A 20,990-nucleotide genomic window follows, 5' to 3' on the forward strand; every position below is an offset into this window, starting at 1 on the left:
CGCGGATCGCGCAATCCGAGCAGGCCACCGGCCTCGTCCCCACCCTCCTCGACGCGGGCCGCGACCTCACCCTCGCCGCCGGCCGCGACCTGTCATTGGTCGCGACCCAGGCGAGCGCCGCCCGCGACATGGCGTTGATCGCGGGGCGGGACGTGATCGTCGAATCGGGCCAGGCCCTGTTCGACGCGCAATCCCGCTCCTCCTCGCTCGCCGCGAGCATCGGCGTGGGCGTGACGCTCTCCCCCACCCGCGACGCGACCTTCGGCGTCACGATCGAAGGTTCCGCCTCCCGGGCTCGGTCGGACACGCAAGGGTCGGCGCAGGTCAATTCGAATCTCGTCGCGGGCGAGCGGCTCGTCGTCTCCTCCGGCCAGGACGTCACGATCGCCGGCGCGACGCTTCGAGCGCGCGACGTCGATCTCTTCGTCGGGCGCAATCTCGAGATCACCTCGCGCCAGGACGAGGGGCGCACCCGAGGGTCGTCGGCCCATGCCGGCCTCTCGCTCACGATCGGTCTCTATGGCGGCCCCTCCTCGCTCTCGATCGACGCGGGCGCGGGGCGCGAGCGGGCCGATTCGGCGCGGGTCTTCGAGCAGACGGCGATCGTCGCCGAGCGCCGCCTCGACGCCTATGTCGTCGGCCACACGCAATTGAACGGTGGGCTGCTCGCCGCGCTCTCCGGCGACCTCACCCTCGACACCGCCACTCTCGGTTTCGCCGACATCGTCGACCGCGCCCGTTCCGAAGCCGTCCGCGGCAGCGTCGGCCTGAATTTCGGCCTCGCCGCCCAATCGCAGCCCGGCATTCGCGTGGAGGGCGAAATCGCCACCACCCGCATGGACGGCGTCACCCGCGCCACGGTGGGCCCCGGCGAGATAATCATCCGCGACGAGGAGGCCCAGACCCAAGACCTCGCAGCCCTGAACCGCGACCTCGACGCCGCGCAGGAGGTGTTCCGCAACGAGGCCGCCGGGGTGCGGTTCTATGCGTCGGACAGCGCGGTTCGCGCAGCGGTGGAGGCGGGCGTCGCCATCGTCACGGCGATCGGCAACGCGCTGGAGCGGGCCGGCGAGGACGCGGTCGCACAAGCGATACGCGCAGGCGAGATCGATCCCGCCGAGGCCTTGCGCCAGCTCGCCGCCAATCCGGCCTGCACGCCCGGCGGCGGCCGCCGCGGCTTCCTCGACGGCTTCCCCTGGCTGATCACCCCCGCGCACGCCGCCGACGATTGCGTGCTGACCACGGTGACAGGCCGCCAGATTCCGGTCTCGGACGTGGAGACGTGCCTCGTCGCGCTGTGGCGCGCCGTCACGACGATCGCAACCAGCAATGTTGCTCGCGGCGATATCGTCGCAGGCTTCGACAAGGGCCTGATCCTTGCGGGACAAGACGTTTACGACATGTTCGCGGGGATCCCCGACGCGGACGTGAGGGCGCTTGTTGGCGAGGCGCTCAGCTTCGTTCAAGTCCTTTTCGCCAGTCCAGGCAGCACGATTGCTGGCATCAGCATCGGCATCGTCGACAGCATGCAGACCGATGCATACGAGTTCGCCGCGGCTGTTGCACGCGAGGATTTCGACGCGGCTGGCCAAGCGCTTGGCCGCATGGTCGGCCACATCGCCCTTGGCGTCGCATCGGGCGGAGTGACGGCAGGCGCGGTACAAGCGGCGCCGCGGATCGCGGCCTTGGCGCGGTTCGCAATGGCGACCCCGCTGCAGCGCCAGCGCGCGGCACAGCTAGGTGTTGATGTGCGATGGGTTGCACGGGATGGACAAATCCTGTGGCCCCCCAACAATGGGTTTGCCGGAACACCACGACAAGTGGAGCTGCCTGTGGGGACGGTGATCGATAGATATGGGCAGGAGTCTGGCCGCTTTCTCGCGCCAGTCGGGACGCCATTCGAACAGCGCGCGCTGCCCCCGAGTTCAGCATCAGCTCCTTACTTCCAATACGAAGTGGTTAGACCCCTTCCGGTGCAGTCAGGGCCTGCTGCTCCTTGGTTCGATGCGCCAGGAGGCGGGACGCAGTTCCAGACATCAGTTTCGGTCAAAGACCTGATTGCCGATGGCTATCTACGGGAGCTGAGGCCGTGACAAACGATAGGCACGAGTTTCTAGCGTATGCGGAACTTTTGGAGGCCGCACTCGACGAGCAGCACATCGATCGCAGAAGCTATGGGTTTCGATTCGATGGGATTCGCGTCATCGGTCACGATATGATGTGCTTATCCGGTCCGCACGATGGGAAATGGGACGTATATTACACAGAACGCGGCTGCGATACATCTGTTTGTAGCTGTGAATCAATCAGAGAGGCTATTCGCATCTTTTACTGGAAACTGACGAACGCACCAGATCCCTGGATGAATAAGCAAAGATGGCAGAAGATTATGCATAAGCACGGCCTTTGATGAGTCTGGTTCTTCGAAGTCGATGTAGACCTGCATCTACTCTAATGACTCCTTCTTTCGCGCGCCAGGGCGAGCAACGCCTCATGCCTCGAAAGGCCTCTTTTAGACCGCTGATCTAAAGACGCTAATCTGTTCACGGCCGGGGGGAGCCTCACCATCGGCCTCGTCGGGCCCTCCTCCCTGTCGCTGTCCGTCGGCTCGGGCCGCGAGCGGGCGGACAGCGTGTGGGTGTCGGAGCAGACGGCGATCGTCGCCGAAGACCGGCTCTTCGCCGGCGTCGGCGGCCACACCCAGATCGACGGCGCGCTGATCGCCGCCCGCTCCGGCGCGCTCCTCATCGACACCCGCACATTGGGCTTCTCCGATATCGAGGAGCGTATCGCCGAGCGCGTGCAGGATGTGCAGCTCGGGGTGAACCTCGGCTGGGGCGGCGATGCGACCGGCACCGAGCGCCCCGGCCAGGGCCTCCCCGGCGCCACCCTCTCGGGCCAGCTCGCCTCCCGCGACGTCGAGCGAATCACCCGCGCGACCGTGGGCCCAGGCCAGATCGTCGTGCGCGACGAAGAAGCCCAGACCCAAGACCTCGCCGCCCTCAACCGCGACCTCGACCGCGCCGAGGAGGTGATCCGCGACGAGGCCGCAGGCGTGCGGTTCTACGCGTCGGACACCGCGATCATGGAGATCGCGTCGGGCTTTGCGACCACGCGTGAGAACCTGCGCTTGTTGGGCGACCGGCTCGGCGAGGCGCTCGCCGGCCTGTCCGAGCAGCGTCGCGAGGAGGCCGCGTCGCTCGCGGACGCGCTCCAGGCGAGCGACGACCTCGACACGGCCGCCGCCAAAATCGCGGAGGAACTCGTCGCCCGCGGTGAGATCGCGCCCGAAGCGCAGGAGGAGATCAGGCAGACCCTCGCCCGCGCCGCCGCCGAAGCGTTGACCGACCCAGAGGCGAACGCCCAGCTCGCCGCCTGCGTCGCCGGCGGTCGCCAAGGCTTCAACCTGCACGACTGGTTGTTCCCCCGCGCCCACGCAGCGGCCCCCGCGATCGCGGTCGGAGCGGCAATGTCCCCCGGCGTCGTCCAGGCCTGCGGACAGGCCGCGGTGGCCCTCGGCGCGCTCGCTTTGGGCTTGTGGAACCAGTGGCAGGTTCTCAACAACGACGCGAACGACGCCGGCACCGGTCCCGGCATGGGCCACAATCAGCCTCCGGCCGATCCGCCCCCCGGCATCGGCCACAACCAACCCCCGGCCGACGGAGCCCCCAACCCCAATCAGCCGCCGCAGGGGCCGGGAGGGCAGCTTGGGACGATTATTGCTGGTGGTGTGGTCGTCACCAATCCCGCCATTGTACGCAATGAACTGGATTTCGCCGGGCAATGGACACCCGGGCCGACCAACTCTCCGACGCAGAACGCGCTGCGGCATTTCAGAGACCATGGTCGGGAATTTGGCGCGACGACACCAAGTGAGTATGTTGAGATGGTGAACCGCTTCGTTACGGCTCCTCCGACGGGGTCACTCGTACGAACGCGAAGTTCGGGTGATCGGGTCATCTTCGACCCGAGTACCAACACGATAGCCATTGTCTCAGGACAGGGTCTTCCGAGGACGATGTACGTAGTGGCACCCCGCAGTCCGACCAATCCGCGCGGGTACGATCCCGGACGGTTCCAGTCTCCGTTGGAGTACTTCAATGCACAGTAAAGAACGGATCTGTCGTGTGTGCGGTCATGTATATCCCGGATACATGTGGGAAGACGCGAATACGCCGAGCCACGGTATTTGCTTATGCTGTGGCAACCAAGCAGGGCTAACAGACGTTGAAGAAGCCGACGTCGAGTGGTTCTTTGCTAATTGGAGAAATACAGGCTTCCGATTTCATGATCTTGACTACTGCATTCGCAGAGACATAGATCCTCTAGAACAGAGACAAAATTTACATGAAAAAATTATCAAGGAGATTATTTTGGAAATAGCATTTACTCTTGAGATCGACTTTACGAACGCAGAATACCAAGGGCACGGTCTTCTGCTGATTGACCGATTGATCAGGGGTATCAATGGTCGCGTTGATATTGATGACCGTGGTCCGATAGCTGAGTTATTTTGCGAGTTAGACTCTCTTTTGGAAATCAACAACAATCCACAGTACGACGATCTTCGCGCGGCTCGCGGCGGCGACAGCCGTCCCACAATTATGATTTGACAATACCAGCATTCCGGCGGAATATACCTTGGGAATCGCTTGGTTGCGCGAAACATGCCTGGCGGATTAGCGACTAGTTCTCCGACGAGATCGCAGAACCAGTATAACATCAACACTGACGGCCCGCTGCACATACCAGGTCCGGATGGGGCCAATCGTCAGCCCGGGTACTCAAGGACATCTTGGCAGGAACGGCTCATAGAGCTTAGGCAGACGAACTAGAGCGGTCGCGAGATCACTTAGGGGAAACAGAACAAAGAGGCACCAAGCGATGGCAGCGAAAGATAGGTTTAGGGAACTCTGCCAACAAGGCATTTCTCCTGGTCCAGCCTCAGAAGAATCGATTCGCAGCATCGAGACCCAACTTGGCATCCGCTTCCCACGAGATTACAGGGAATTTCTGCAGGAATTTGGCGCGTGCATCTTGGATGGATTAGAGATATACGGGATTATTGAAAGAGACATGGACCAACAGCTTTGGCAAAATGTTGGACAAGTAGCTCAGCATTTCTATGAGTTTGACTTAAACTATAAGAATCGCGCCCTGATCCCGATCACGGAGGATGGAACTGGTTGCTACTCCTGCATTAACGCTAATAAATCTCGGGAAACAGAGATAGTTGCTATTGGCCCCGGCGTGGACTCGGTGATATCCTACGAATTTTTCGAGTTTGTACTCGCACTTAAGGAGAACAAGTTATTCACATGATAGCGGCTCAAAGGGCAAAGAACACTCAGTATTGCCGCATATCTGCAGGCAGCCGCTTACACGATTTCGATCGATTCAGTCGACGTCGAAGAAGTTCGTGCATATTCCAACGGAAGGGAAGTCGCAGTCATCGGCGGGTCGGCGCCACCCTCTCCGGCCAACTCGCCTCCCGCGACGTCGAGCGAATCACCCGCGCGACGGTGGGCCCAGGCCAGATCGTCGTGCGCGACGAAGAAGCCCAGACCCAAGACCTCGCCGCCCTCAACCGCGACCTCGACCGCGCCCAGGAGGTGATCCGCGACGAGGCCGCAGGCGTGCGGTTCTACGCGTCGGACACCGCCATCCGCGAACTCGCCTCCGGCTTCGCCACCACGCGCGCCAATCTCGAGGCGAACCGGGCTCTGTTCGAATACGGCCTCTCCGGCCTCACCGAAGAGATCGCCCGCTCCGTCGCCGAGGCCGCCGCGATGCTCGGCCTGCAAGGCCTGTCCGTCGAGGAAGCGCAACAGGCGATCGTGGCCGCTCAGGTGGCATCGGGCGCGATCTCGGCGGAGGAGGCGGCCCAGATCGCGGCGATTCTCGAACTGCTGGCGACCAACGACCCGGCGACCGCTTACGCGTCGTTGTCCGCAGGAATCGTCGACGGCGTGCCGGTCTCGCCCGAGACCATCGCGCGCGCGTTGGCGACGGCGCGGACCGCGGCACTCGCCTATGGCGGCGCGGCGATCGCCGGCGCATTGACCGCCGTCGGCGTCGGGCTCGCCGCGTTCCTCTACAGCACCGAGGTGGGAGGACGGATCGACCAGACCGAGACGCTCTCCGACGGCAGCACGCTGCGCATCGTCGGCGGCGGCTCGGAGGCACAATTGTCGCTGGTGGTCAGCGGCCCGTCGGGCGAGCGGACGATGGTCGTCCTGTCGCGCGTCGCGGGCGGTGTCTTCGAGCTCGTCTACGCCGAGGCGCGTACCTCGCGCGGGCAAGCCATCGAACTCGACGCGCGCACCGTCCTCGGCGAAGCCGGCGCCCTGCTCGGCGCCGCTGGCGGCGGATTCACGATCAACGAGGAAGGCGCCCTCGTCCTCACCACCCCCCGACCCGCGCCGGCGGCCCCCAAACGATGATCACCATCGCCGCCCCCCTGGAGGGCGTAAGGCAGGTGTGGACGCCGATCCAGGTAGACAACGGCGGGGACCGTCATGTAACGTGGGTTCCGCAGGGGCAGCTCGAAACGATATTTCGATCGTCACCGCTGGACGCGGATCTGATAGGGCGTTTTATTGACGGCTCAAACAGCTTAGACCCAGCAGATCGGGGCGGCCAGTTGACTTTAGCCGGTAGAGCTCTTCAGAAACACGGTGGTCGATCCGAGAGTGCATTCCCTCCCGCGACCGGAAACCCTTCTTCTATCAATTCTCAGGCGCAGAGGATCGTTGAGGAGATCTTGCGAGATCCGGGATCCCGTTCGACACACACTATAACTCCCCGATACGGGCCGGTGATCGACGTTCGAGCGCCTGACGGCCGCGGTTTGCGCTACGCACCAGATGGACGACTGATTGGATTCCTTGAGCCATGATGTACAACAACTATGAGATAATCATCGCAAGCCCCTCTGATCGGGAGAATTTAGTTGCCGAGATCTGGCACGACGGCCGACAACTCGCAGAAATATCCCACGAACGCGAAGGTTTGAGAGTCACGTTTTCAATCAATGATACGCAGTATGTAAAAGCGGGTTCAGTAGTTGATCTCGATTTTGAAGAGTGCATTATAGCGCTGATAGCCGCACGCCTTCACCTCAAGCGATCTCTCGACGCACATAGTTTGAAAATGATAGAAGAGAAAGTAAAAAGTATCCTTGTAACATAGAGGTCGGCATGTGGGCATAGCGCGTCGGCGGCCCCTCCTCGCTCTCGATCGACGCGGGCGCGGGGCGCGAGCGGGCCGATTCGGCGCGGGTCTTCGAGCAGACGGCGATCGTCGCCGAGCGCCGCCTCGATGCCTATGTCGTCGGCCACACGCAACTGAACGGTGGGCTGCTCGCCGCGCTCTCCGGCGACCTCACCCTCGACACCGCCACTCTCGGTTTCGCCGACATCGTCGACCGCGCCCGCTCCGAAGCCGTCCGCGCGAGCGTCGGCCTGAATTTCGGCCTCGCCGCCCAATCGCAGCCCGGCATTCGCGTGGAGGGCGAAATCGCCACCACCCGCATGGACGGCGTCACCCGCGCCACGGTGGGCCCCGGCGAGATAATCATCCGCGACGAGGAGGCCCAGACCCAAGACCTCGCAGCCCTGAACCGCGACCTCGACGCCGCGCAGGAGGTGTTCCGCAACGAGGCCGCCGGGGTGCGGTTCTATGCGTCGGACAGCGCGGTTCGCGCAGCGGTGGACGCGATCGAGTTCGTCGGGCGCACGCTCTCGGAAATCTCGTCCGACGCCTTCCGTCGCCTCGACAACGACGCGCTCGACCAAGCGGCCGATGCGCTCGCACGTGGCGCGCTGACCGATGCGGAGCTGCTCGCGCAACTCGGCGCATGCACCACTACGCGTGGCGGGTTCAATCTCTTCCATCTCTTCGTCTCGCCGGCGCATGCGACCATCGAATGCCGCGTCGAGACACGCGACGGTCAGGTGATCCGCTTCACCGCCGAAGACAAGGAATTGTGCCTGGAGACCTATCTGGCCATCGGTCAGCGCGATCCGAGCACCTTCCAGAAGATCGCCGCAGGGCTGACGATCACCAACATCTTCGCCAAGCCGCTCGGCGACATGGCCGCGATCATGGGCACGGGGCCCGTGGCCTTGGGCGAGGAAAACGGCGAGGCGCTCTTCGCCATGGATGCGGCCGGGCGGTTCCTCTACCGCAACGAGATCACCGGCACGTATTTTTTCGCGAACCCGAACGATCCGCGTGATATGGTCGTCTTGGATACGACCTTCGAACTCGCGGGGATCTTTTCTGGGACTAGCGTTGCGTCGCGGGTGACGGCGCGGGTTTATGCCAGCGTCGTCAACCCGAGTGCGCGCCAGGCCCTTTCGGCTCCACCGCCGCGCGGGCCGTTAACCGGAACAGTGTGGGACGACATCGTACCTACACAGGATGTGTATCCTGGCTCCGTCATCCCACGTTCTTTCGAATTGGGTACTCGATCTGGTGAACGCTTTTGGATAGCGCCTAACGCAACTGAACACCTGGTGGAATACGCACAAGGTGTAGCACGCAACTTTCCGCCGGAGGTGGTTTCGCTCCGCTCTCAGCAACAGATGCGCAGTATGCAAGCTGCAATCGAAAGTGCTGTCACGACCCAGCCGATCCGATACAACGAACTCCTGAACGTTGGAGGATGGGAGTTGTTGTTCGCGCCGCCGCGTAATCCAGGTCAACTACCCGCAGTGATCCATGCACTTCCAATTCGGTGAGCTCGGAAATAATGCTTGAGATCAAAAATCCACTGGAGTTGAGCCTGTCAATTATGGAAATTGACGAACGCATACCCTCGTTCATGTGCAGACTCGATTTGCTCAACAATCATCCGACGGGTTCACTCGCCTTCAACGCAAACGATGTATGGATAGCGTGTGAGGCATGGGATAATTTTCTAAATGAAACAAAGAGACTTTTAGCCGGCGAAGTCGCATCCGCTTCGCTCGCATCAATGGGAAATGGATTTTCTCTCAGCATTAGCCATCTTGCTCGTGGGTCCGAATACACCCTTTCGGTAAAAATCAAAGAACCCGAGACGGGGTTTGGTTCGATCAAAGCCGTGCTAGAGCACGAGGTAGATAGCGATACCATCTCTGTTGTAATCCGAAAATTTACGAATTTTGACAAGTGGTGGTGAGCTTGTGCACCGCTGGGAAAAAGTCTCAGCCAAATCGCGCGAATTACAGAGCGCATAACAGATTTCATTTTTCAGCTCCTCGCTCTCGCGACCCGCGGGGCGATGATGCTTGCCGCCTGCGACCCTGTAGAGGAAGATCAATTCGTCGATTACGGAGGCGCCACCCCGGCGGCAGCCTCACCATCGGCGTCGTCGGGCCCTCCTCCCTGTCGCTGTCCGTCGGCTCGGGCCGCGAGCGGGCGGACAGCCTGTGGGTGTCGGAGCAGACGGCGATCATCGCCGAAGACCGGCTCTTCGCCGGCGTCGGCGGCCACACCCAGATCGACGGCGCGCTGATCGCCGCCCGCTCCGGCGCGCTCGTCATCGACACCCGCACATTGGGCTTCTCCGACATCGCGGAGCGTATCGTCGAGCGCGTGCAGGATGTGCAGCTCGGGGTGAATCTCGGCTGGGGCGGCGATGCGACCGGCACCGAGCGCCCCGGCCAGGGCCTCCCCGGCGCCACCCTCTCCGGCCAAATCGCCTCCCGCGACGTCGAGCGAATCACCCGCGCGACGGTGGGCCCAGGCCAGATCGTCGTGCGCGACGAAGAAGCCCAGACCCAAGACCTCGCCGCCCTCAGCGGCGCGCGGGCCGCGCAGGCTTCGGCGGTTTTCGTTTCGCGGCATCGAGGGCGATCCGCGCCCAACGGGCCACCTCCAGCGGGTCCTCGTAGGGATCGACGGGCAGGAGCCAGAAACTCGTGGTGGTCTTGCGCCCCTCCTTCTCGTAGACGAAGGGGCGCGATCCGGCTTCGGCGAAGGCGGGCTGCGAGCGGAAATCGGCCTTGAGATAGATCTCGCCATAGGCCGCGAGCGCGAACATGACGTCGTTCGCGTAGATCCCGATGCCCCCGAACATGCGGCGGGTGCGCACAGGGCCGAAGGCCGCGAAGACGTCCGCTATCTCCCCCTCGCCCATGACCGCCCCCTCATGACCGCCCCTCGGCGAAACGGCTCGCGCATCGCCCGTCGCGCCACGCGATCGCCCGATCGGCTTCCTTCGTCCGAGCGACTCATGATGGCGGATCCGTCGCTCGCGAGGAAGGCCGACCAGGCGGTGCGGCGACGCCGGGAGATCGCCACGACGGCCCTTGCGTCACGCAGAGGACGCAGGCGACCTCGTCCGGTGCGACGCTCGGAACCAGGCCGCGCGAACGCGGCGCGCGGGCGCCGCCGCGAGGCGCAGGACGGCGCGCGCGGCGCGCCGCACGAACCAGGCGAGATAGGCGTTGCGCACCGACCGAGCGCAGTCGAGACACGCATCCGCGCTCCCCTCCGCCGCCATCCGCTCGACCGCCGCCGCCAATCGCCGACGGGATTGCTCCTCGAGTTCCATCCAGGTCTGCATCGCGACCTCCCTGATCGCCCCGCAAGCGACCATGAGCTTGTGCCCGACGCGCCGCCTCGCCCGAATGGGGGAGGCGGACGAAAACGAGGACGCGTCGGCGAGCGTGATGGCGCAGCGCGATCGGCGCGATGATCCTGCCGGAGCTCGAACGCGGCGAGCGCGGGCTGCAGGTCCAACTCTTCTCGACCGCCCGGATTGCGCCTAAAGAACATAAGAGCAGGAGGCCGCGATCCCATGTCCGAGAAGCTCTACCGCCTCGTCGGCGCCGACGGCAGGCCGCACGACAGCGCGGCACCCGGCCTCGTCGGCGGGCATCGTCGCCGGCGCATCTTCGGTCGCCTGGACTGCCCGTCTGCGCGCCGCCACATCGCAGCCGGGCACTACGTCGCGCACAGGGTGTTCTTCGCCGACGAGGCGACGGCGAGGGCCGCAGGCTTCCGTCCGTGCGCGCAGTGCATGCCGGCGGCGTATCGGGAGTGGAAGGCGAAGGAGGGGGCGTACCGCTGACCCGCCTGCCGGCCCAAGCGACACGCAGTCGGCTAGGCCGTTCGCGCCGGGTGCCTCGGCATCGCGAGCCCGGCGGGAGATCGGCATCGCCGGACCGGAGGTCTCAGCCGGCGGCTGCCGAGCGAGCGGCGTTTGCAAGGTCGCACCGGCGGCGCGCTCTCTCGATCGCCGCGTCCAAGGCGGAGAACTCGTAGGGCTTCGTGAGGACCTCGATGTCGACGTCCACCGCCACCCGCGCGGAGGCGGAATAACCGGAGACCAGAAGGACCGGTATCTGCGGCCAGCGTCGCCGGATCTCCTGCGCGAGTTCGACCCCGTCGATCGGCCCCGGCATGACGATGTCCGACACGACGAGATCGATGGCGTCCGTCTCCAGGAGCCTGCGCCCGAGGAGAGCGTCCGGCGCCTCGATCACGGTCCACCCGCAATGGGCCAGGTACTCGGCGGTGACCGTGCGGATCGCCTCGTTGTCCTCGATGAGGAGAAGCCGCCCACCCGGCGGCAAGCTGCTCGCCGCCTCCTCGTCGCCCGATGCCACGCCGACGGTCTCCACCACGCGTTCCTCGGGTATCCCGATCGTCACGATCGTCCCGCGACCGGGCTCGCTCGCGACGTCGGCACTGCCTCGCGACGCCGTCGCGAAGCCGTGGACCTGGGCGAGACCGAGCCCGGTGCCGCGACCGGGCTCCTTCGTCGTGTAGAACGGCTCGAAGACGTGGGGCAGAGCCTCCGGCGGGATACCGGCTCCAGTATCGGCGATGGAGACGACGATGCCCCGTTCGTCCCCGGCCCGACCGGTCCCGTCCCGCCGTATCGTGATCGTCAGGGTCCCTCCGTCGGGCATGGCATCGCGCGCATTGGTAACGATGTTGAGGAGAGCGAGGTCGAACTCGATCGGGTCGATGCGGGCGAAGATCGGCTCGCTCGGCACGACCGCGTCCAGGGAGACCGACGGCGGCAAGGATTGCCGGAACATTCCGAGGAGCGATCGCAATCGCTCGGAGACGTCGATCACGTCCGCGCGCCGCAGGTCGCCTCGCGAGAACGCCAGCAGCTGGCGCGTGATCCCGGCGCCGCGGTCCCCGGCCTTGCGGATCGCGTCGATGTACCTCGTCGCCTCGGGTGCCTTGACGCGCTTCTCGAGCATCGTCGCCGACGAGAGGACGATCATCAGGAGGTTGTTGAAGTCGTGCGCGACGCCGCCCGTCAGGCGGCCGAGCGCCGCCATCCGCGTCGCCCGCTCCCGCTCGATGGCCTCGCGCCTCCCGGCGACGATCTCGCGACGAAGAAGGGCCGCGAAGACGGCCGACAGGCCGATCGCGACCACCGCCCCAATCGCGAGGAGCAGCATCAGCCGTCGGAGGGGCGAGTTGTAGAGCTCCACCGGTATTGAGACATGGGCGGACCAGCCGGTTTCCGCGGATCGTCGAAAGGCGGTCACCACCGGCACGCCCGCCGCGGTCCGGCCGTCGTAGACGCCCCCCGAAGAGCGTTCGCGCGCCGCGATCCCGAGCTCTCCGAGGCGCTCGCCCACGCGCTCGGGGCTTCCGGGATTGGCGACGATGATGCCGTCCGCGTCCACGACGATCGGCCGCCACGCCTCGGGAAGTGCGGCCGCCTGAAGAATGGCCGTCAGCCGCTCGGCCAAAACCACCGCGGTCAGGACGAAGCGGATCGAGCCTTCGCCATCGAGGATGGGGATGCGGATGCCCACGAGGCTGCGTTCCGGAGAGTACGTCCCCGCACGCACGAGGCCGCCGACATGGGGCCGCCCGGTTTCGTGGACGGCAGCGAGGCCCTTCGTATCGACCACGGTCGGCAGGGGCGTCCCGAACGGCACATGCGTGTTGACCACCTGCTGCACGCCCGAGAGGAGGATCACGCGATCCCAGGCCGGCGTGGCGGCGACGAAGCGCCGGGCCACGTCGTCGAACAGCGCGAGGTCTACCGTCTCGGCGTCGAGCGCCGGCGATTGCGCGAGGACCCGAAGCAGCGCGACGTGCAGCCGGAACTCGTCTTCGACGTCGCCGAGAAGACGATCCGCGTACCCGACCGCGTTGTCCCGCATTCTCTCCTGGTGTTGGGTGAGCGTCAGCACGGCGAGCGCGATGGTGAGCAATATCGCAGGCAGCAAGGCCGCCAATCCCAGGATGAGCACGCGCTGGCGGATCATTGCAGACGGGCTCCGGCGCTGCGACGGAGAGGTCGACCGCAGCGTTGCAATTTAGCGGAGGCCGTCAGCCGATCAAGGCTCGGCGGGTGATCGGCGCGGGGGCGCACCTCGTCGCACGCACATGACGCGACGCCACACGCTCGGCGCGACCCGCCGAAAGCAAGAGGCGGCCGAGGCCAGCGACGTGACTGAGCGCCGGCCAAGTAATGTGCGAGCGGTCGTGCAGAGCATAGTGAACCGCAACCAGGAGCGCCACCGCGACGTGAGCAGCGAGGACCGTCAGGACTCGAACACGATCTTCACGCCTCGCTGCCGAAAATAGGACTGCATCGTCTTGCGTCCGGATCGGTTGCTCTGAGGAAGCCGCGCCGGATCGAAAGCGGCCTGGTCGCGACCGGCGGCGGCGAGCGCCTGCTTGAGCCGGGCGATGTGCCGGTCGATGTCCTCGTTGTCGTGCTCGAGCGACTTGTAGATGTCCTCGGTCACCGCCGCGATCGTGTCGTCACTCATACGTCTCGTCTCCCTGAGGCTGCGTGGAGATCCGCCACCCGTCTAGACACCACGAGAAATAGGATCTCGTCGAGCCGGTGGGCCATACGATGCGGATCGCGCGGGTACTCGACCTCGCCCGCCCGGCGAGCCGATGCCGCGCGACGTCGAGACACGTGACGCAGCGCGGAACGTCCTCGCCGATCTGTCGCGGCTGTCGCCGGCATACGGACTCTACAGCGAGGTGCTCAGGCACGCCGAGAAGAACATCGCCCGGTCGCTCGAGGAAGGCGCCGCGATGGACGACGAGGTATGACGGGCGCACGGCAAGGGATGCTGCGGCACGTCGGCCCCCGGCGCGATCGAGCACCTCATGGACTGACGGGCGGTTCTTGCCTCGGATGCGCGCCCGACCTCCTTCGGCTGGCGTTTCGCCTCTTCGACCCGCGATAGGGCCGGGACGCTGTTTCGCAGGACACCGGATCGCGATCTCGGACCCGCGCTCTGGAGGCATTCGAGCGCGCCGTACGCCATGCCTGGACCGAGGCCGGCGGCGCCGAGGCCGAGCTCCGTTCTGAGCATCTCGACCGTTGAAATAGGATCCCAACCGTTCCCGCTTCACAATCGGCTTCCGGATCGGATGATTCCGGCGCTGAAGAATTGGAAAGGTCGGCGACCGGCGAGCCTCGCACGATCCTCCCCCGATCCTCCCCCAGCCCCGACACGCAAACGGGCGGCCCCATGGACCGCCCGCTAAACGCTTGCCACATCTGGCGAAATTTGGTGGGCGCACTAGGGCTCGAACCTAGGACCCGCTGATTAAGAGTCAGCTGCTCTACCGACTGAGCTATGCGCCCGAACCGCCGAGAGCCGTGGTCCCCGGCGGCGAGGGCGTTTCGATAACCGCTCGGGCGGCGGATGTCCACCCCCAAAAGCGAAAAAAAACGGCGATCTCAGCGGGCGCTCGCCGCGATGTCGATCAAGGCCAGAAGCGCCGTCGGGTCGGTCAGATCGGCCAGCGCGACGAGGGGGATGCCGTCGGGGTCGCGGGCGGTGAGCGCGATGTCGAGGGCGCCGGGGCTCGCGACGAAGGCGCCGAGCGCCGCGCCGAGCTCGCGCGCCTGCGGCGTGTTGCCCATCATCATCGGCAGCATCGCGGTCGCCATCATGGCGCTCTGCTCCTGGAGCACCTGCGGCGGCACGCCCTGCTCGCGCGCCTGCTGCTCGAGCACCCGCGCGGCGAGGCCCTCGTCCTCGATGCCGATCGTGAGGCGCTCGGCCGTCGCGCCCATCAGGGTGGCGAGGATCACCGCCTCGTCGCCCGAGAGGATGCCCGGGCCGACCCCGCCGAGCCTTCCCGTCACGGCGAGCCGCCCCATGTCGCGCCCGGAGAAGGCGAGCTCCTCGACCGCGAGCACCTCCGCCGCCTGGTCCCAGCGCGCGGCGAGGCTCGCGGAGAGGTTCATCTCGCCGTAGCCGAGATCGAGGAGCGTCTGCGCGGCGTCGTCCTCGGCCGTCTTCGGGATCGAGAAGGCGAGCTCGTCCATCCGCATCGAGACGAAGGAGGGCACGCCCGAGACCGGTTCGTCGCCGACGAAATGCAGGCCCGCGAGCGTGAACGAGATCGGCTCGTCGTCGTCCTCGGGCACGATCTCGGCGCTGACGCCCTCGAAGCCGAACCGGCCGATGCTCGGCATCAGAGCGCGCAGGGTCTCGGGATCGACGTCGTCGAGATCCTCGTTCTCCACGAGCGCGGCGAGCCCGTCGAGCGTCGCCTCGATCGAGAAGCCGGCCGAGTAGAAGCGCTCGATCGCGACGTCGACTTCCTCGGCCGAGAACGCGATGTCCTCGATCTCGAAACCACCGTCGGACGCCTCGTCGCCGAAGCCGATCCGCGCGATCGAGAAGACCTCGCCGCCGAGCTCGGGCACGAACGCGGACATGTCCCGCACGACGAACCCGCCCACCTCGAACGCCCGGTAGAGATCGACGACGAAGGCCATCGCCGCCCGCGTCTCCTCGCGGCTCGGCCGGCGGGGATCGCCTGCGACGTCGAGATCCTGGACGAGGTCGACGAAGGGCCGCGACAGGAGCCGTGCGCGGAAGCCGGTGCCGGCAATCTCTCCGACCCGCACCTCCACGCCCTCGGCGTCGCGCGCGCGCATGTCCGTCATGCGGAAGCTCTCGTAGAGCGTGCGCATCGGGTTGTCCTCGCCGGCGGCGGCGGCCTGCGTGTAGAAGCGCACGGTGCCCGGCAGATCGAAGCCCTCGACGACCGTCTCGCCGATCGCCACCGCGACCGAGCTGTCGCCCGTATCCTCGACGGTGGCGCTCTCGACGGACAGGTGCGCGATCATGCCGGCCGTGACGTCGCGCGCCTCGACGGCGCTGTAGACGATGCGCTGGGAGCGGCCCTGCACGGTCTGCTCGATGATCGCCTCGGGGATCGTCACGAGGCGCGCGTCGATGTCCGCGAGGAGATCGGCGGCCGGGCGGTCGCCGGTCGCGGTGATCGCCTGGCGCAGCGCCTCGCGGCCGAGGCTCGTGCCCTCGAAGGTGATCGAGGGGATGCGCACGGTCGCCGTCATGCTCTCGAAGACGACGTCTTCCAGCGTGACGCTGCCGCCCTGCTGCGCCAACGCCGCGGAGACGAGCCCGCCGTCGATCCGCAAGCCGCCGACCGTGATCCGCCCCTCGCCGGCGACCGGCACCGAGAAGGACGGCGTCTCGATCTCGAGGCCGGCGAGCGCGATTGCCGCTGCCGCGACGCCTGCGAGAAGCGCGGCGCGCGACCGGCGGCGGCCGGCGGGCTTGGCTGAAACGATGCGAGACATGACGACGGACCCCCGATCGGACGGCGCGCTGTCGGCCGCGCCCGGCGCGATCATACCGCGCGCGGACGCGTTTTCCAGCATGCTCAATCGGTGAACACCACCGTCTTGGCGCCGTTGAGGACGACGCGATCCTCGAGATGCAGGCGCACCGCCCGCGCGAGCACCCGCCGCTCGATGTCGCGCCCCTTGCGGACGAGGTCCTCGGGGGTGTCGCGATGCGAGATCCGCTCGACGTCCTGCTCGATGATCGGCCCCTCGTCGAGCTCGCTCGTGACGTAATGCGCGGTCGCGCCGATCAGCTTGACGCCGCGCGCATGCGCCTGGTGGTAGGGCTTGGCGCCCTTGAAGCCGGGCAGGAAGGAATGGTGGATGTTGATGCAGCGCCCCGAGAGCTTCGCCGAGAGGCCGTCGGAGAGGACCTGCATGTAGCGGGCGAGCACGACGAGATCCGCGCGCGCCTCCTGGACGATGCGCCACAGCTCGGTCTCCTGCTCGAGCTTCGTCTCCCGCGTCACCGGCAGATGGTGGAAGGGCGCGCCGCCGAAATCGAGATGGGAATAGGCCTCGCGCGGATGGTTCGAGACGATGGCGACGAGGTCCATCGGCAATTCGCCCGTGCGCCAGCGATAGAGCAGATCGGCGAGGCAATGGTCGAAGCGCGAGGCGAGGATCATCACGCGCCGCCGCTCGCCGACGTCGCGCATCGACCAGCGCATTCCGAACCGCTCGCCGAGCGGCGCGAACCCCTCGGCGAGCGCGCCGGCCGGCGCGGCGCCGTCGACCCGGTTGAAGACGACCCGCATGAAGAAGTTGCCGGTCTGGGTGTCGTCGAATTGCTGCGCGTCGAGGATGTTGCAGCCGTGCTCGAAGAGATGCGCGGCGACCGCGGCGACGATGCCGGGTCGGTTGCGGCAGGAGAGCGTGAGGACGATCGCGGCGGACGACATGGACGAGGAACCCCGGCTTGTCCGATCGGCCGAGCCCGCGCCCGCCGATCGCAAGCGTGTTTAGCCCGAGCCACGCCCCGGCGTCGAGGGCGGGGCGTCGCGCAAGGCCGTTAACCATGTTGCGCGCGGCCGCTGGCACGCGGCGGGACGATGTGTGAGTCTCGGCGTTAACGAAGCGTTCACCCTGTCACAGAAAGGGCGATTCGTGTCCGTCGAGGCGCCGTCACCCCGCACGTTTGATCCAGGCCGCATCCCGGCCGAGGACGTCGTCGGCCCCGCGCAGCTTCCGGTGCTCGATCTCGCGCGGGTGGCGACGCGCGTGCGCCGACGTGCGGTCGTGGTGCCCGCATGCGTCGGTGCGGGCGATCTCGTGCCGATCGCGCGAGCGCGCCTGGGCGCGGGGCGGCCGTCGCAGGACGCGGCATCTCCCGCGAGCCGCTCGCTCGGCGCGGTCCTCGTCGGGCTCGCGCGCAGATGCGTCCCGCCGCGGGGCCTGCGCATCGCCGTATTGACGGGTATCCTCGTCGGCCTTCTCGCGCAATTCGTCGAGGAGCGCTTCCTGCGCGACGGGCGCGCGCCGGCGAGCGAGGGGATCGAGGTGCCCGAGCCGAGCGCGCCGCACCGGGCGATCGCCGGCCTCTGAGCGTCGCGAATCGCCAAGACGCGCCGCCCGATCGGTGCGAGCATCGACGCGAGCCAAGGACGAGGTGACGTCATGAAGCTGCGCTACACCATTCTCTACGTCGCGGACGTGCGCGAGGCGCTCGCCTTCTACGAGCGGGCCTTCGGCCTCTCCACACGCATGCTCCACCCCTCCGGCGATTACGGCGAGCTCGACACGGGCGGCACGACCCTGTCGTTCTCCTCCCGGCGCCTGATCGCAGCGCTCGGCAAGAGCCCCGCCGCTCCCGACCCGGCCCGCCCCACCTTCGAGATCGCCTTCGAGACGCACGACGTCGCGGCCGCCTGGGAGCGGGCGCTCGCGGCGGGCGCCGAGCCCGTCCAGCCGCCGCGCCGGGAGGATTGGGGGCAGACGACCGCCTATGTGCGGGACGCGGACGGCTTTCTCGTCGAGATCTGCACGCCGGTCGCGTCCGAATCGTAGCCGGGTCCTCGCGAATCGGCTGGAGGCGGCGGTTGCCCCGCGCGCGGGGGCGATGATATAGCCGCGACGGCCCATTCCGCGAGCCCGAGGGTTTTGCCCATGTCCGTCGACGCCGCCACCGTGAAGCGCATCGCGCGCCTCGCCCGCATCAGCGTGAGCGAGGAGGACGTGCCGCATCTCGAGGGCGAGCTCAACGCCATCCTCGCCTTCGTCGAGGAGCTCGGCCAGGTGGACGTCGAGGGCGTCGAGCCGATGACCTCGGTGACCCCGATGGCGATGAAGATGCGCGAGGACGGCGTCACCGACGGCGACAAGGCGGCCGACATCGTCGCGAACGCGCCCGCGACCGAGGACGGGTTCTTCCTCGTCCCCAAGGTCGTCGAGTGATCCCGCACGCCGAATCCGCCCGCAGCGCCCGCGCCCGAGAAAGAGCACATCCGTGACGAACCTCACCGACCTCACCCTCGCCGAGGCCCGCGACGGGCTCGCCAAGAAGGATTTTTCCGCCCGCGAGCTGACGCAGGCGCATATCGACGCGATGGAGAAGGCGCGCGACCTCAACGCCTACGTGCTCGAGACGCCCGACCAGGCGCTCGCCATGGCGGAGGCCTCCGACGCGCGCATCGCCAAGGGCGAGGCGGGGCCGCTCGAGGGTCTGCCGATCGGCGTGAAGGACCTGTTCTGCACCAAGGGCGTGCGCACCACCGCCTGCTCGAAGATCCTCGACGGCTTCGTGCCGGCCTACGAATCGACGATCACCGCCAATCTCTGGCAGGCCGGCGCGGTGATGCTCGGCAAGATCAATTGCGACGAGTTCGCGATGGGCTCGTCGAACGAGACGAGCGCCTACGGCCCAGTGGTCTCGCCCTGGCGGCGGGAGGGCTCGGACGCGAAGCTCGTGCCCGGCGGGTCGTCCGGCGGCTCGGCAGCGGCGGTCGCGGCGCGCATCGCGCTCGCGGCGACGGCGACCGATACCGGCGGCTCGATCCGCCAGCCCGCGGCCTTCACCGGCACGGTCGGCATCAAGCCGACCTACGGGCGCTGCTCGCGCTGGGGCACCGTCGCCTTCGCCTCCTCGCTCGACCAGGCGGGGCCGATCGCCAAGACCGTGCGCGACGCCGCCATGATGCTCGCCGCGATGGCCGGCCCCGACGCCAAGGACGCGACCTGCGTCGACATGCCCGTCCCCGATTACGAGGCGGCGGTCGATCGCGGCGTGAAGGGGCTCAGGATCGGCATTCCGAAGGAATACCGCATGCCCGGCATGCCGGCCGAGATCGAGGGCCTCTGGGAGAAGGGGCGCGACTGGCTGCGCGCGGCGGGCGCCGAGATCGTCGAGATTTCGCTGCCGCACACCCGATACGCCCTGCCGGCCTATTACATCGTCGCCCCTGCGGAGGCCTCCTCGAACCTCGCCCGCTACGACGGCGTGCGCTACGGCCTGCGCGTGCCCGGCCGCGACATCGTCGACATGTACGAGAAGACCCGTGCGGAAGGCTTCGGGCGCGAGGTGAAGCGCCGGATCATGATCGGCACCTACGTGCTCTCCGCCGGCTATTACGATGCGTATTATCTGCGCGCGCAGAAGATCCGCACGCTGATCAAGCGCGATTTCGAGGAGGCCTATGCCTCCGGCATCGACGCGATCCTCACGCCGGCGACCCCGTCCTCCGCCTTCGGCATCGGCGAGAAGGGCTCGGCCGACCCGGTCGAGATGTATCTCAACGACGTCTTCACGGTCACCGTGAACATGGCCGGCCTGCCCGGCATCGCGGTGCCGGCGGGGCTCGACGCGCAGGGGCTGCCGCTCGGCCTGCAGCTGATCGGCCGCGCCTTCGACGAGGAGACGCTCTTCGCCGCGGGCCGCGTGATCGAAGAGGCCGCCGGCCGCATCGCCCCGCCGCCGGCCTGGTGGGCCTGAGCGGAGGGCGCGCGCCGTGGAGACCCCCTCCGTCCCCGTCGCGGTCTGGCTCGTCGCGGCCTTCGACCCGGTCCTGATCCTGATCGCGGGCTATCTCGGCTACAAGGCGGACCAGGCGGGCAAGATCGTGATCGCGGTGATCGCCGCGCTCGCGGGCGCGGTGATCGTCGCCTATGCCTTCTCGCTCCTGGGGCTCCCCTGGATCGCCCCCGTCGGCGGCGACCACCCGACGCTGCTTCCCGTGCGCACGATCGGCGCGCTGGTCTGGGCGAGCGCGGGATACGCGCTCGGGCGGCTGCAGGCGCGCGATCGCTCGCCGTAGGACGTATCCCTCCCCGAAGGGGAGGGTGGACTTTCGAGGCGGAGCCGAGAAAGGCCGGGTGGGGCCCGGGTGGAGAATAATCCACGAACGTCGGGCCCCACCCGACCTCGTTCGCTGCGCTCCGAGGCCACCCTCCC

22 protein-coding genes and 1 tRNA gene are annotated in these 20,990 nt (G+C 66.8%); 14 read left to right on the plus strand and 9 right to left on the minus strand.

Features of this window, described 5'->3' with window-relative positions; translation table 11 throughout:
- From ACK4UM_RS19080 to ACK4UM_RS19100, 5 genes are all read left to right on the plus strand, one after another.
- Positions 1-2,093, plus strand: a 2,093-nt coding sequence (locus ACK4UM_RS19080; protein ID WP_409802425.1) for a glycohydrolase toxin TNT-related protein, incomplete at its 5' end; no start/stop codon positions are given.
- 545 nt (positions 2,094-2,638) lie between these two features.
- Positions 2,639-4,111 carry a hypothetical protein gene (locus ACK4UM_RS19085; RefSeq protein ID WP_409802426.1) on the plus strand — a complete coding sequence of 491 codons (1,473 nt, stop codon included), beginning with the start codon at positions 2,639-2,641 and terminating at the stop codon, positions 4,109-4,111.
- Positions 4,101-4,613 (plus strand): hypothetical protein, encoded by a 513-nt coding sequence (locus ACK4UM_RS19090; protein WP_409802427.1) that lies wholly within the window; start codon positions 4,101-4,103, stop codon positions 4,611-4,613. The genes ACK4UM_RS19085 and ACK4UM_RS19090 overlap by 11 nt, the downstream gene beginning before the upstream one ends.
- Positions 4,614-4,884: 271 nt before the next feature.
- Positions 4,885-5,322, plus strand: a complete 438-nt coding sequence (locus ACK4UM_RS19095) for an SMI1/KNR4 family protein (protein ID WP_409802428.1) — start codon at positions 4,885-4,887, stop codon at positions 5,320-5,322.
- Positions 5,319-6,443 (plus strand): hypothetical protein, encoded by a 1,125-nt coding sequence (locus ACK4UM_RS19100; RefSeq protein ID WP_409802429.1) that lies wholly within the window; start codon positions 5,319-5,321, stop codon positions 6,441-6,443. Before ACK4UM_RS19095 ends, ACK4UM_RS19100 begins: the two co-directional genes overlap by 4 nt.
- Before the next feature lie 672 nt (positions 6,444-7,115).
- Here ACK4UM_RS19100 and ACK4UM_RS19105 read toward each other — a convergent pair.
- A complete protein-coding gene (locus ACK4UM_RS19105; protein WP_409802430.1) occupies positions 7,116-7,487 on the minus strand; it encodes a hypothetical protein in 372 nt (123 codons plus the stop codon).
- A 45-nt stretch (positions 7,488-7,532) separates the two neighbouring features.
- On the opposite strand from ACK4UM_RS19105, the gene ACK4UM_RS19110 reads away from it, so the two are divergent.
- Together ACK4UM_RS19110 and ACK4UM_RS19115 are read left to right on the plus strand one after the other, a co-directional pair.
- Complete coding sequence (locus ACK4UM_RS19110) at positions 7,533-8,744, plus strand: hypothetical protein (protein WP_409802431.1); 1,212 nt, start codon at positions 7,533-7,535, stop codon at positions 8,742-8,744.
- Between the two features lie 11 nt (positions 8,745-8,755).
- Positions 8,756-9,166: a hypothetical protein gene (locus tag ACK4UM_RS19115; protein WP_409802432.1), complete on the plus strand. Its 411-nt coding sequence runs from the start codon at positions 8,756-8,758 to the stop codon at positions 9,164-9,166.
- A 149-nt stretch (positions 9,167-9,315) separates the two neighbouring features.
- Here ACK4UM_RS19115 and ACK4UM_RS19120 read toward each other — a convergent pair whose 3' ends face one another.
- The 3 genes from ACK4UM_RS19120 to ACK4UM_RS19130 all read right to left on the minus strand — a co-directional run bounded on the left by ACK4UM_RS19120 (position 9,316) and on the right by ACK4UM_RS19130 (position 10,555).
- On the minus strand, positions 9,316-9,834 hold the full coding sequence (locus tag ACK4UM_RS19120; RefSeq protein ID WP_409802433.1) for a hypothetical protein: 519 nt from the start codon (positions 9,832-9,834) through the stop codon (positions 9,316-9,318).
- On the minus strand, positions 9,785-10,126 hold the full coding sequence (locus ACK4UM_RS19125) for a TfoX/Sxy family protein (protein ID WP_409802434.1): 342 nt from the start codon (positions 10,124-10,126) through the stop codon (positions 9,785-9,787). The genes ACK4UM_RS19120 and ACK4UM_RS19125 overlap by 50 nt, the downstream gene beginning before the upstream one ends.
- Before the next feature lie 177 nt (positions 10,127-10,303).
- Positions 10,304-10,555 (minus strand): hypothetical protein, encoded by a 252-nt coding sequence (locus ACK4UM_RS19130; protein ID WP_409802435.1) that lies wholly within the window; start codon positions 10,553-10,555, stop codon positions 10,304-10,306.
- Between the two features lie 234 nt (positions 10,556-10,789).
- Here ACK4UM_RS19130 and ACK4UM_RS19135 point away from each other — a divergent pair, with 234 nt between their 5' ends.
- The gene (locus ACK4UM_RS19135) at positions 10,790-11,062 is read left to right on the plus strand and encodes an Ada metal-binding domain-containing protein (RefSeq protein WP_409802436.1); all 273 of its coding nucleotides are present in this window, start codon (positions 10,790-10,792) and stop codon (positions 11,060-11,062) included.
- Positions 11,063-11,165: 103 nt separating this feature from the next.
- On the opposite strand, the gene ACK4UM_RS19140 is transcribed toward ACK4UM_RS19135, so the two are convergent.
- Positions 11,166-13,235, minus strand: coding sequence for an ATP-binding protein (locus ACK4UM_RS19140; RefSeq protein WP_409802437.1), 2,070 nt, complete (start codon positions 13,233-13,235; stop codon positions 11,166-11,168).
- Positions 13,236-13,514: 279 nt separating this feature from the next.
- Positions 13,515-13,745 carry a hypothetical protein gene (locus ACK4UM_RS19145; protein ID WP_409802438.1) on the minus strand — a complete coding sequence of 77 codons (231 nt, stop codon included), beginning with the start codon at positions 13,743-13,745 and terminating at the stop codon, positions 13,515-13,517.
- A gap of 133 nt (positions 13,746-13,878) precedes the next feature.
- Here ACK4UM_RS19145 and ACK4UM_RS19150 point away from each other — a divergent pair, with 133 nt between their 5' ends.
- Positions 13,879-14,040, plus strand: coding sequence for a hypothetical protein (locus ACK4UM_RS19150; RefSeq protein ID WP_409802439.1), 162 nt, complete (start codon positions 13,879-13,881; stop codon positions 14,038-14,040).
- A 465-nt stretch (positions 14,041-14,505) separates the two neighbouring features.
- On the opposite strand, the gene ACK4UM_RS19155 is transcribed toward ACK4UM_RS19150, so the two are convergent.
- From ACK4UM_RS19155 to purU, 3 genes are all read right to left on the minus strand, one after another.
- Positions 14,506-14,581, minus strand: a tRNA-Lys gene (locus ACK4UM_RS19155).
- Positions 14,582-14,677: 96 nt separating this feature from the next.
- On the minus strand, positions 14,678-16,558 hold the full coding sequence (locus ACK4UM_RS19160) for a hypothetical protein (protein WP_409802440.1): 1,881 nt from the start codon (positions 16,556-16,558) through the stop codon (positions 14,678-14,680).
- A gap of 83 nt (positions 16,559-16,641) precedes the next feature.
- Complete coding sequence (gene purU, locus ACK4UM_RS19165; RefSeq protein WP_409802441.1) at positions 16,642-17,505, minus strand: formyltetrahydrofolate deformylase; 864 nt, start codon at positions 17,503-17,505, stop codon at positions 16,642-16,644.
- Positions 17,506-17,710: 205 nt separating this feature from the next.
- Between purU and ACK4UM_RS19170 the strand changes: the two genes are divergently transcribed.
- The 5 genes from ACK4UM_RS19170 to ACK4UM_RS19190 all read left to right on the plus strand — a co-directional run bounded on the left by ACK4UM_RS19170 (position 17,711) and on the right by ACK4UM_RS19190 (position 20,853).
- On the plus strand, positions 17,711-18,148 hold the full coding sequence (locus ACK4UM_RS19170) for a hypothetical protein (protein WP_409802442.1): 438 nt from the start codon (positions 17,711-17,713) through the stop codon (positions 18,146-18,148).
- A gap of 72 nt (positions 18,149-18,220) precedes the next feature.
- A complete protein-coding gene (locus ACK4UM_RS19175; RefSeq protein ID WP_409802443.1) occupies positions 18,221-18,610 on the plus strand; it encodes a VOC family protein in 390 nt (129 codons plus the stop codon).
- Positions 18,611-18,709: 99 nt separating this feature from the next.
- Positions 18,710-18,997, plus strand: coding sequence for an Asp-tRNA(Asn)/Glu-tRNA(Gln) amidotransferase subunit GatC (gene gatC / locus ACK4UM_RS19180; RefSeq protein WP_409802444.1), 288 nt, complete (start codon positions 18,710-18,712; stop codon positions 18,995-18,997).
- A 52-nt stretch (positions 18,998-19,049) separates the two neighbouring features.
- Complete coding sequence (gatA, locus tag ACK4UM_RS19185) at positions 19,050-20,531, plus strand: Asp-tRNA(Asn)/Glu-tRNA(Gln) amidotransferase subunit GatA (RefSeq protein ID WP_409802445.1); 1,482 nt, start codon at positions 19,050-19,052, stop codon at positions 20,529-20,531.
- A gap of 16 nt (positions 20,532-20,547) precedes the next feature.
- Positions 20,548-20,853 carry a hypothetical protein gene (locus ACK4UM_RS19190; RefSeq protein WP_409802446.1) on the plus strand — a complete coding sequence of 102 codons (306 nt, stop codon included), beginning with the start codon at positions 20,548-20,550 and terminating at the stop codon, positions 20,851-20,853.
- Positions 20,854-20,990 lie beyond the last annotated feature (137 nt).

Source organism: Salinarimonas sp. (genome assembly GCF_046292825.1).
GTDB lineage: Bacteria > Pseudomonadota > Alphaproteobacteria > Rhizobiales > Beijerinckiaceae > Salinarimonas.

Excerpts from the sequence above, each read along its gene's own strand:
- ACK4UM_RS19150 (WP_409802439.1), top strand. The coding sequence starts at position 13,879 with ATGCCGCGCGACGTCGAGACACGTGACGCAGCGCGGAACGTCCTCGCC.
- ACK4UM_RS19100 (WP_409802429.1), top strand. The coding sequence starts at position 5,319 with ATGATAGCGGCTCAAAGGGCAAAGAACACTCAGTATTGCCGCATATCT.
- ACK4UM_RS19110 (WP_409802431.1), top strand. The coding sequence starts at position 7,533 with ATGGACGGCGTCACCCGCGCCACGGTGGGCCCCGGCGAGATAATCATC.
- ACK4UM_RS19130 (WP_409802435.1), bottom strand. The coding sequence starts at position 10,555 with ATGCAGACCTGGATGGAACTCGAGGAGCAATCCCGTCGGCGATTGGCG.
- purU (WP_409802441.1), bottom strand. The coding sequence starts at position 17,505 with ATGTCGTCCGCCGCGATCGTCCTCACGCTCTCCTGCCGCAACCGACCC.
- ACK4UM_RS19140 (WP_409802437.1), bottom strand. The coding sequence starts at position 13,235 with ATGATCCGCCAGCGCGTGCTCATCCTGGGATTGGCGGCCTTGCTGCCT.
- ACK4UM_RS19135 (WP_409802436.1), top strand. The coding sequence starts at position 10,790 with ATGTCCGAGAAGCTCTACCGCCTCGTCGGCGCCGACGGCAGGCCGCAC.
- ACK4UM_RS19115 (WP_409802432.1), top strand. The coding sequence starts at position 8,756 with ATGCTTGAGATCAAAAATCCACTGGAGTTGAGCCTGTCAATTATGGAA.
- ACK4UM_RS19090 (WP_409802427.1), top strand. The coding sequence starts at position 4,101 with ATGCACAGTAAAGAACGGATCTGTCGTGTGTGCGGTCATGTATATCCC.
- ACK4UM_RS19125 (WP_409802434.1), bottom strand. The coding sequence starts at position 10,126 with ATGGGCGAGGGGGAGATAGCGGACGTCTTCGCGGCCTTCGGCCCTGTG.
- ACK4UM_RS19120 (WP_409802433.1), bottom strand. The coding sequence starts at position 9,834 with ATGCCGCGAAACGAAAACCGCCGAAGCCTGCGCGGCCCGCGCGCCGCT.
- gatC (WP_409802444.1), top strand. The coding sequence starts at position 18,710 with ATGTCCGTCGACGCCGCCACCGTGAAGCGCATCGCGCGCCTCGCCCGC.
- ACK4UM_RS19095 (WP_409802428.1), top strand. The coding sequence starts at position 4,885 with ATGGCAGCGAAAGATAGGTTTAGGGAACTCTGCCAACAAGGCATTTCT.
- ACK4UM_RS19160 (WP_409802440.1), bottom strand. The coding sequence starts at position 16,558 with ATGTCTCGCATCGTTTCAGCCAAGCCCGCCGGCCGCCGCCGGTCGCGC.
- ACK4UM_RS19175 (WP_409802443.1), top strand. The coding sequence starts at position 18,221 with ATGAAGCTGCGCTACACCATTCTCTACGTCGCGGACGTGCGCGAGGCG.
- ACK4UM_RS19145 (WP_409802438.1), bottom strand. The coding sequence starts at position 13,745 with ATGAGTGACGACACGATCGCGGCGGTGACCGAGGACATCTACAAGTCG.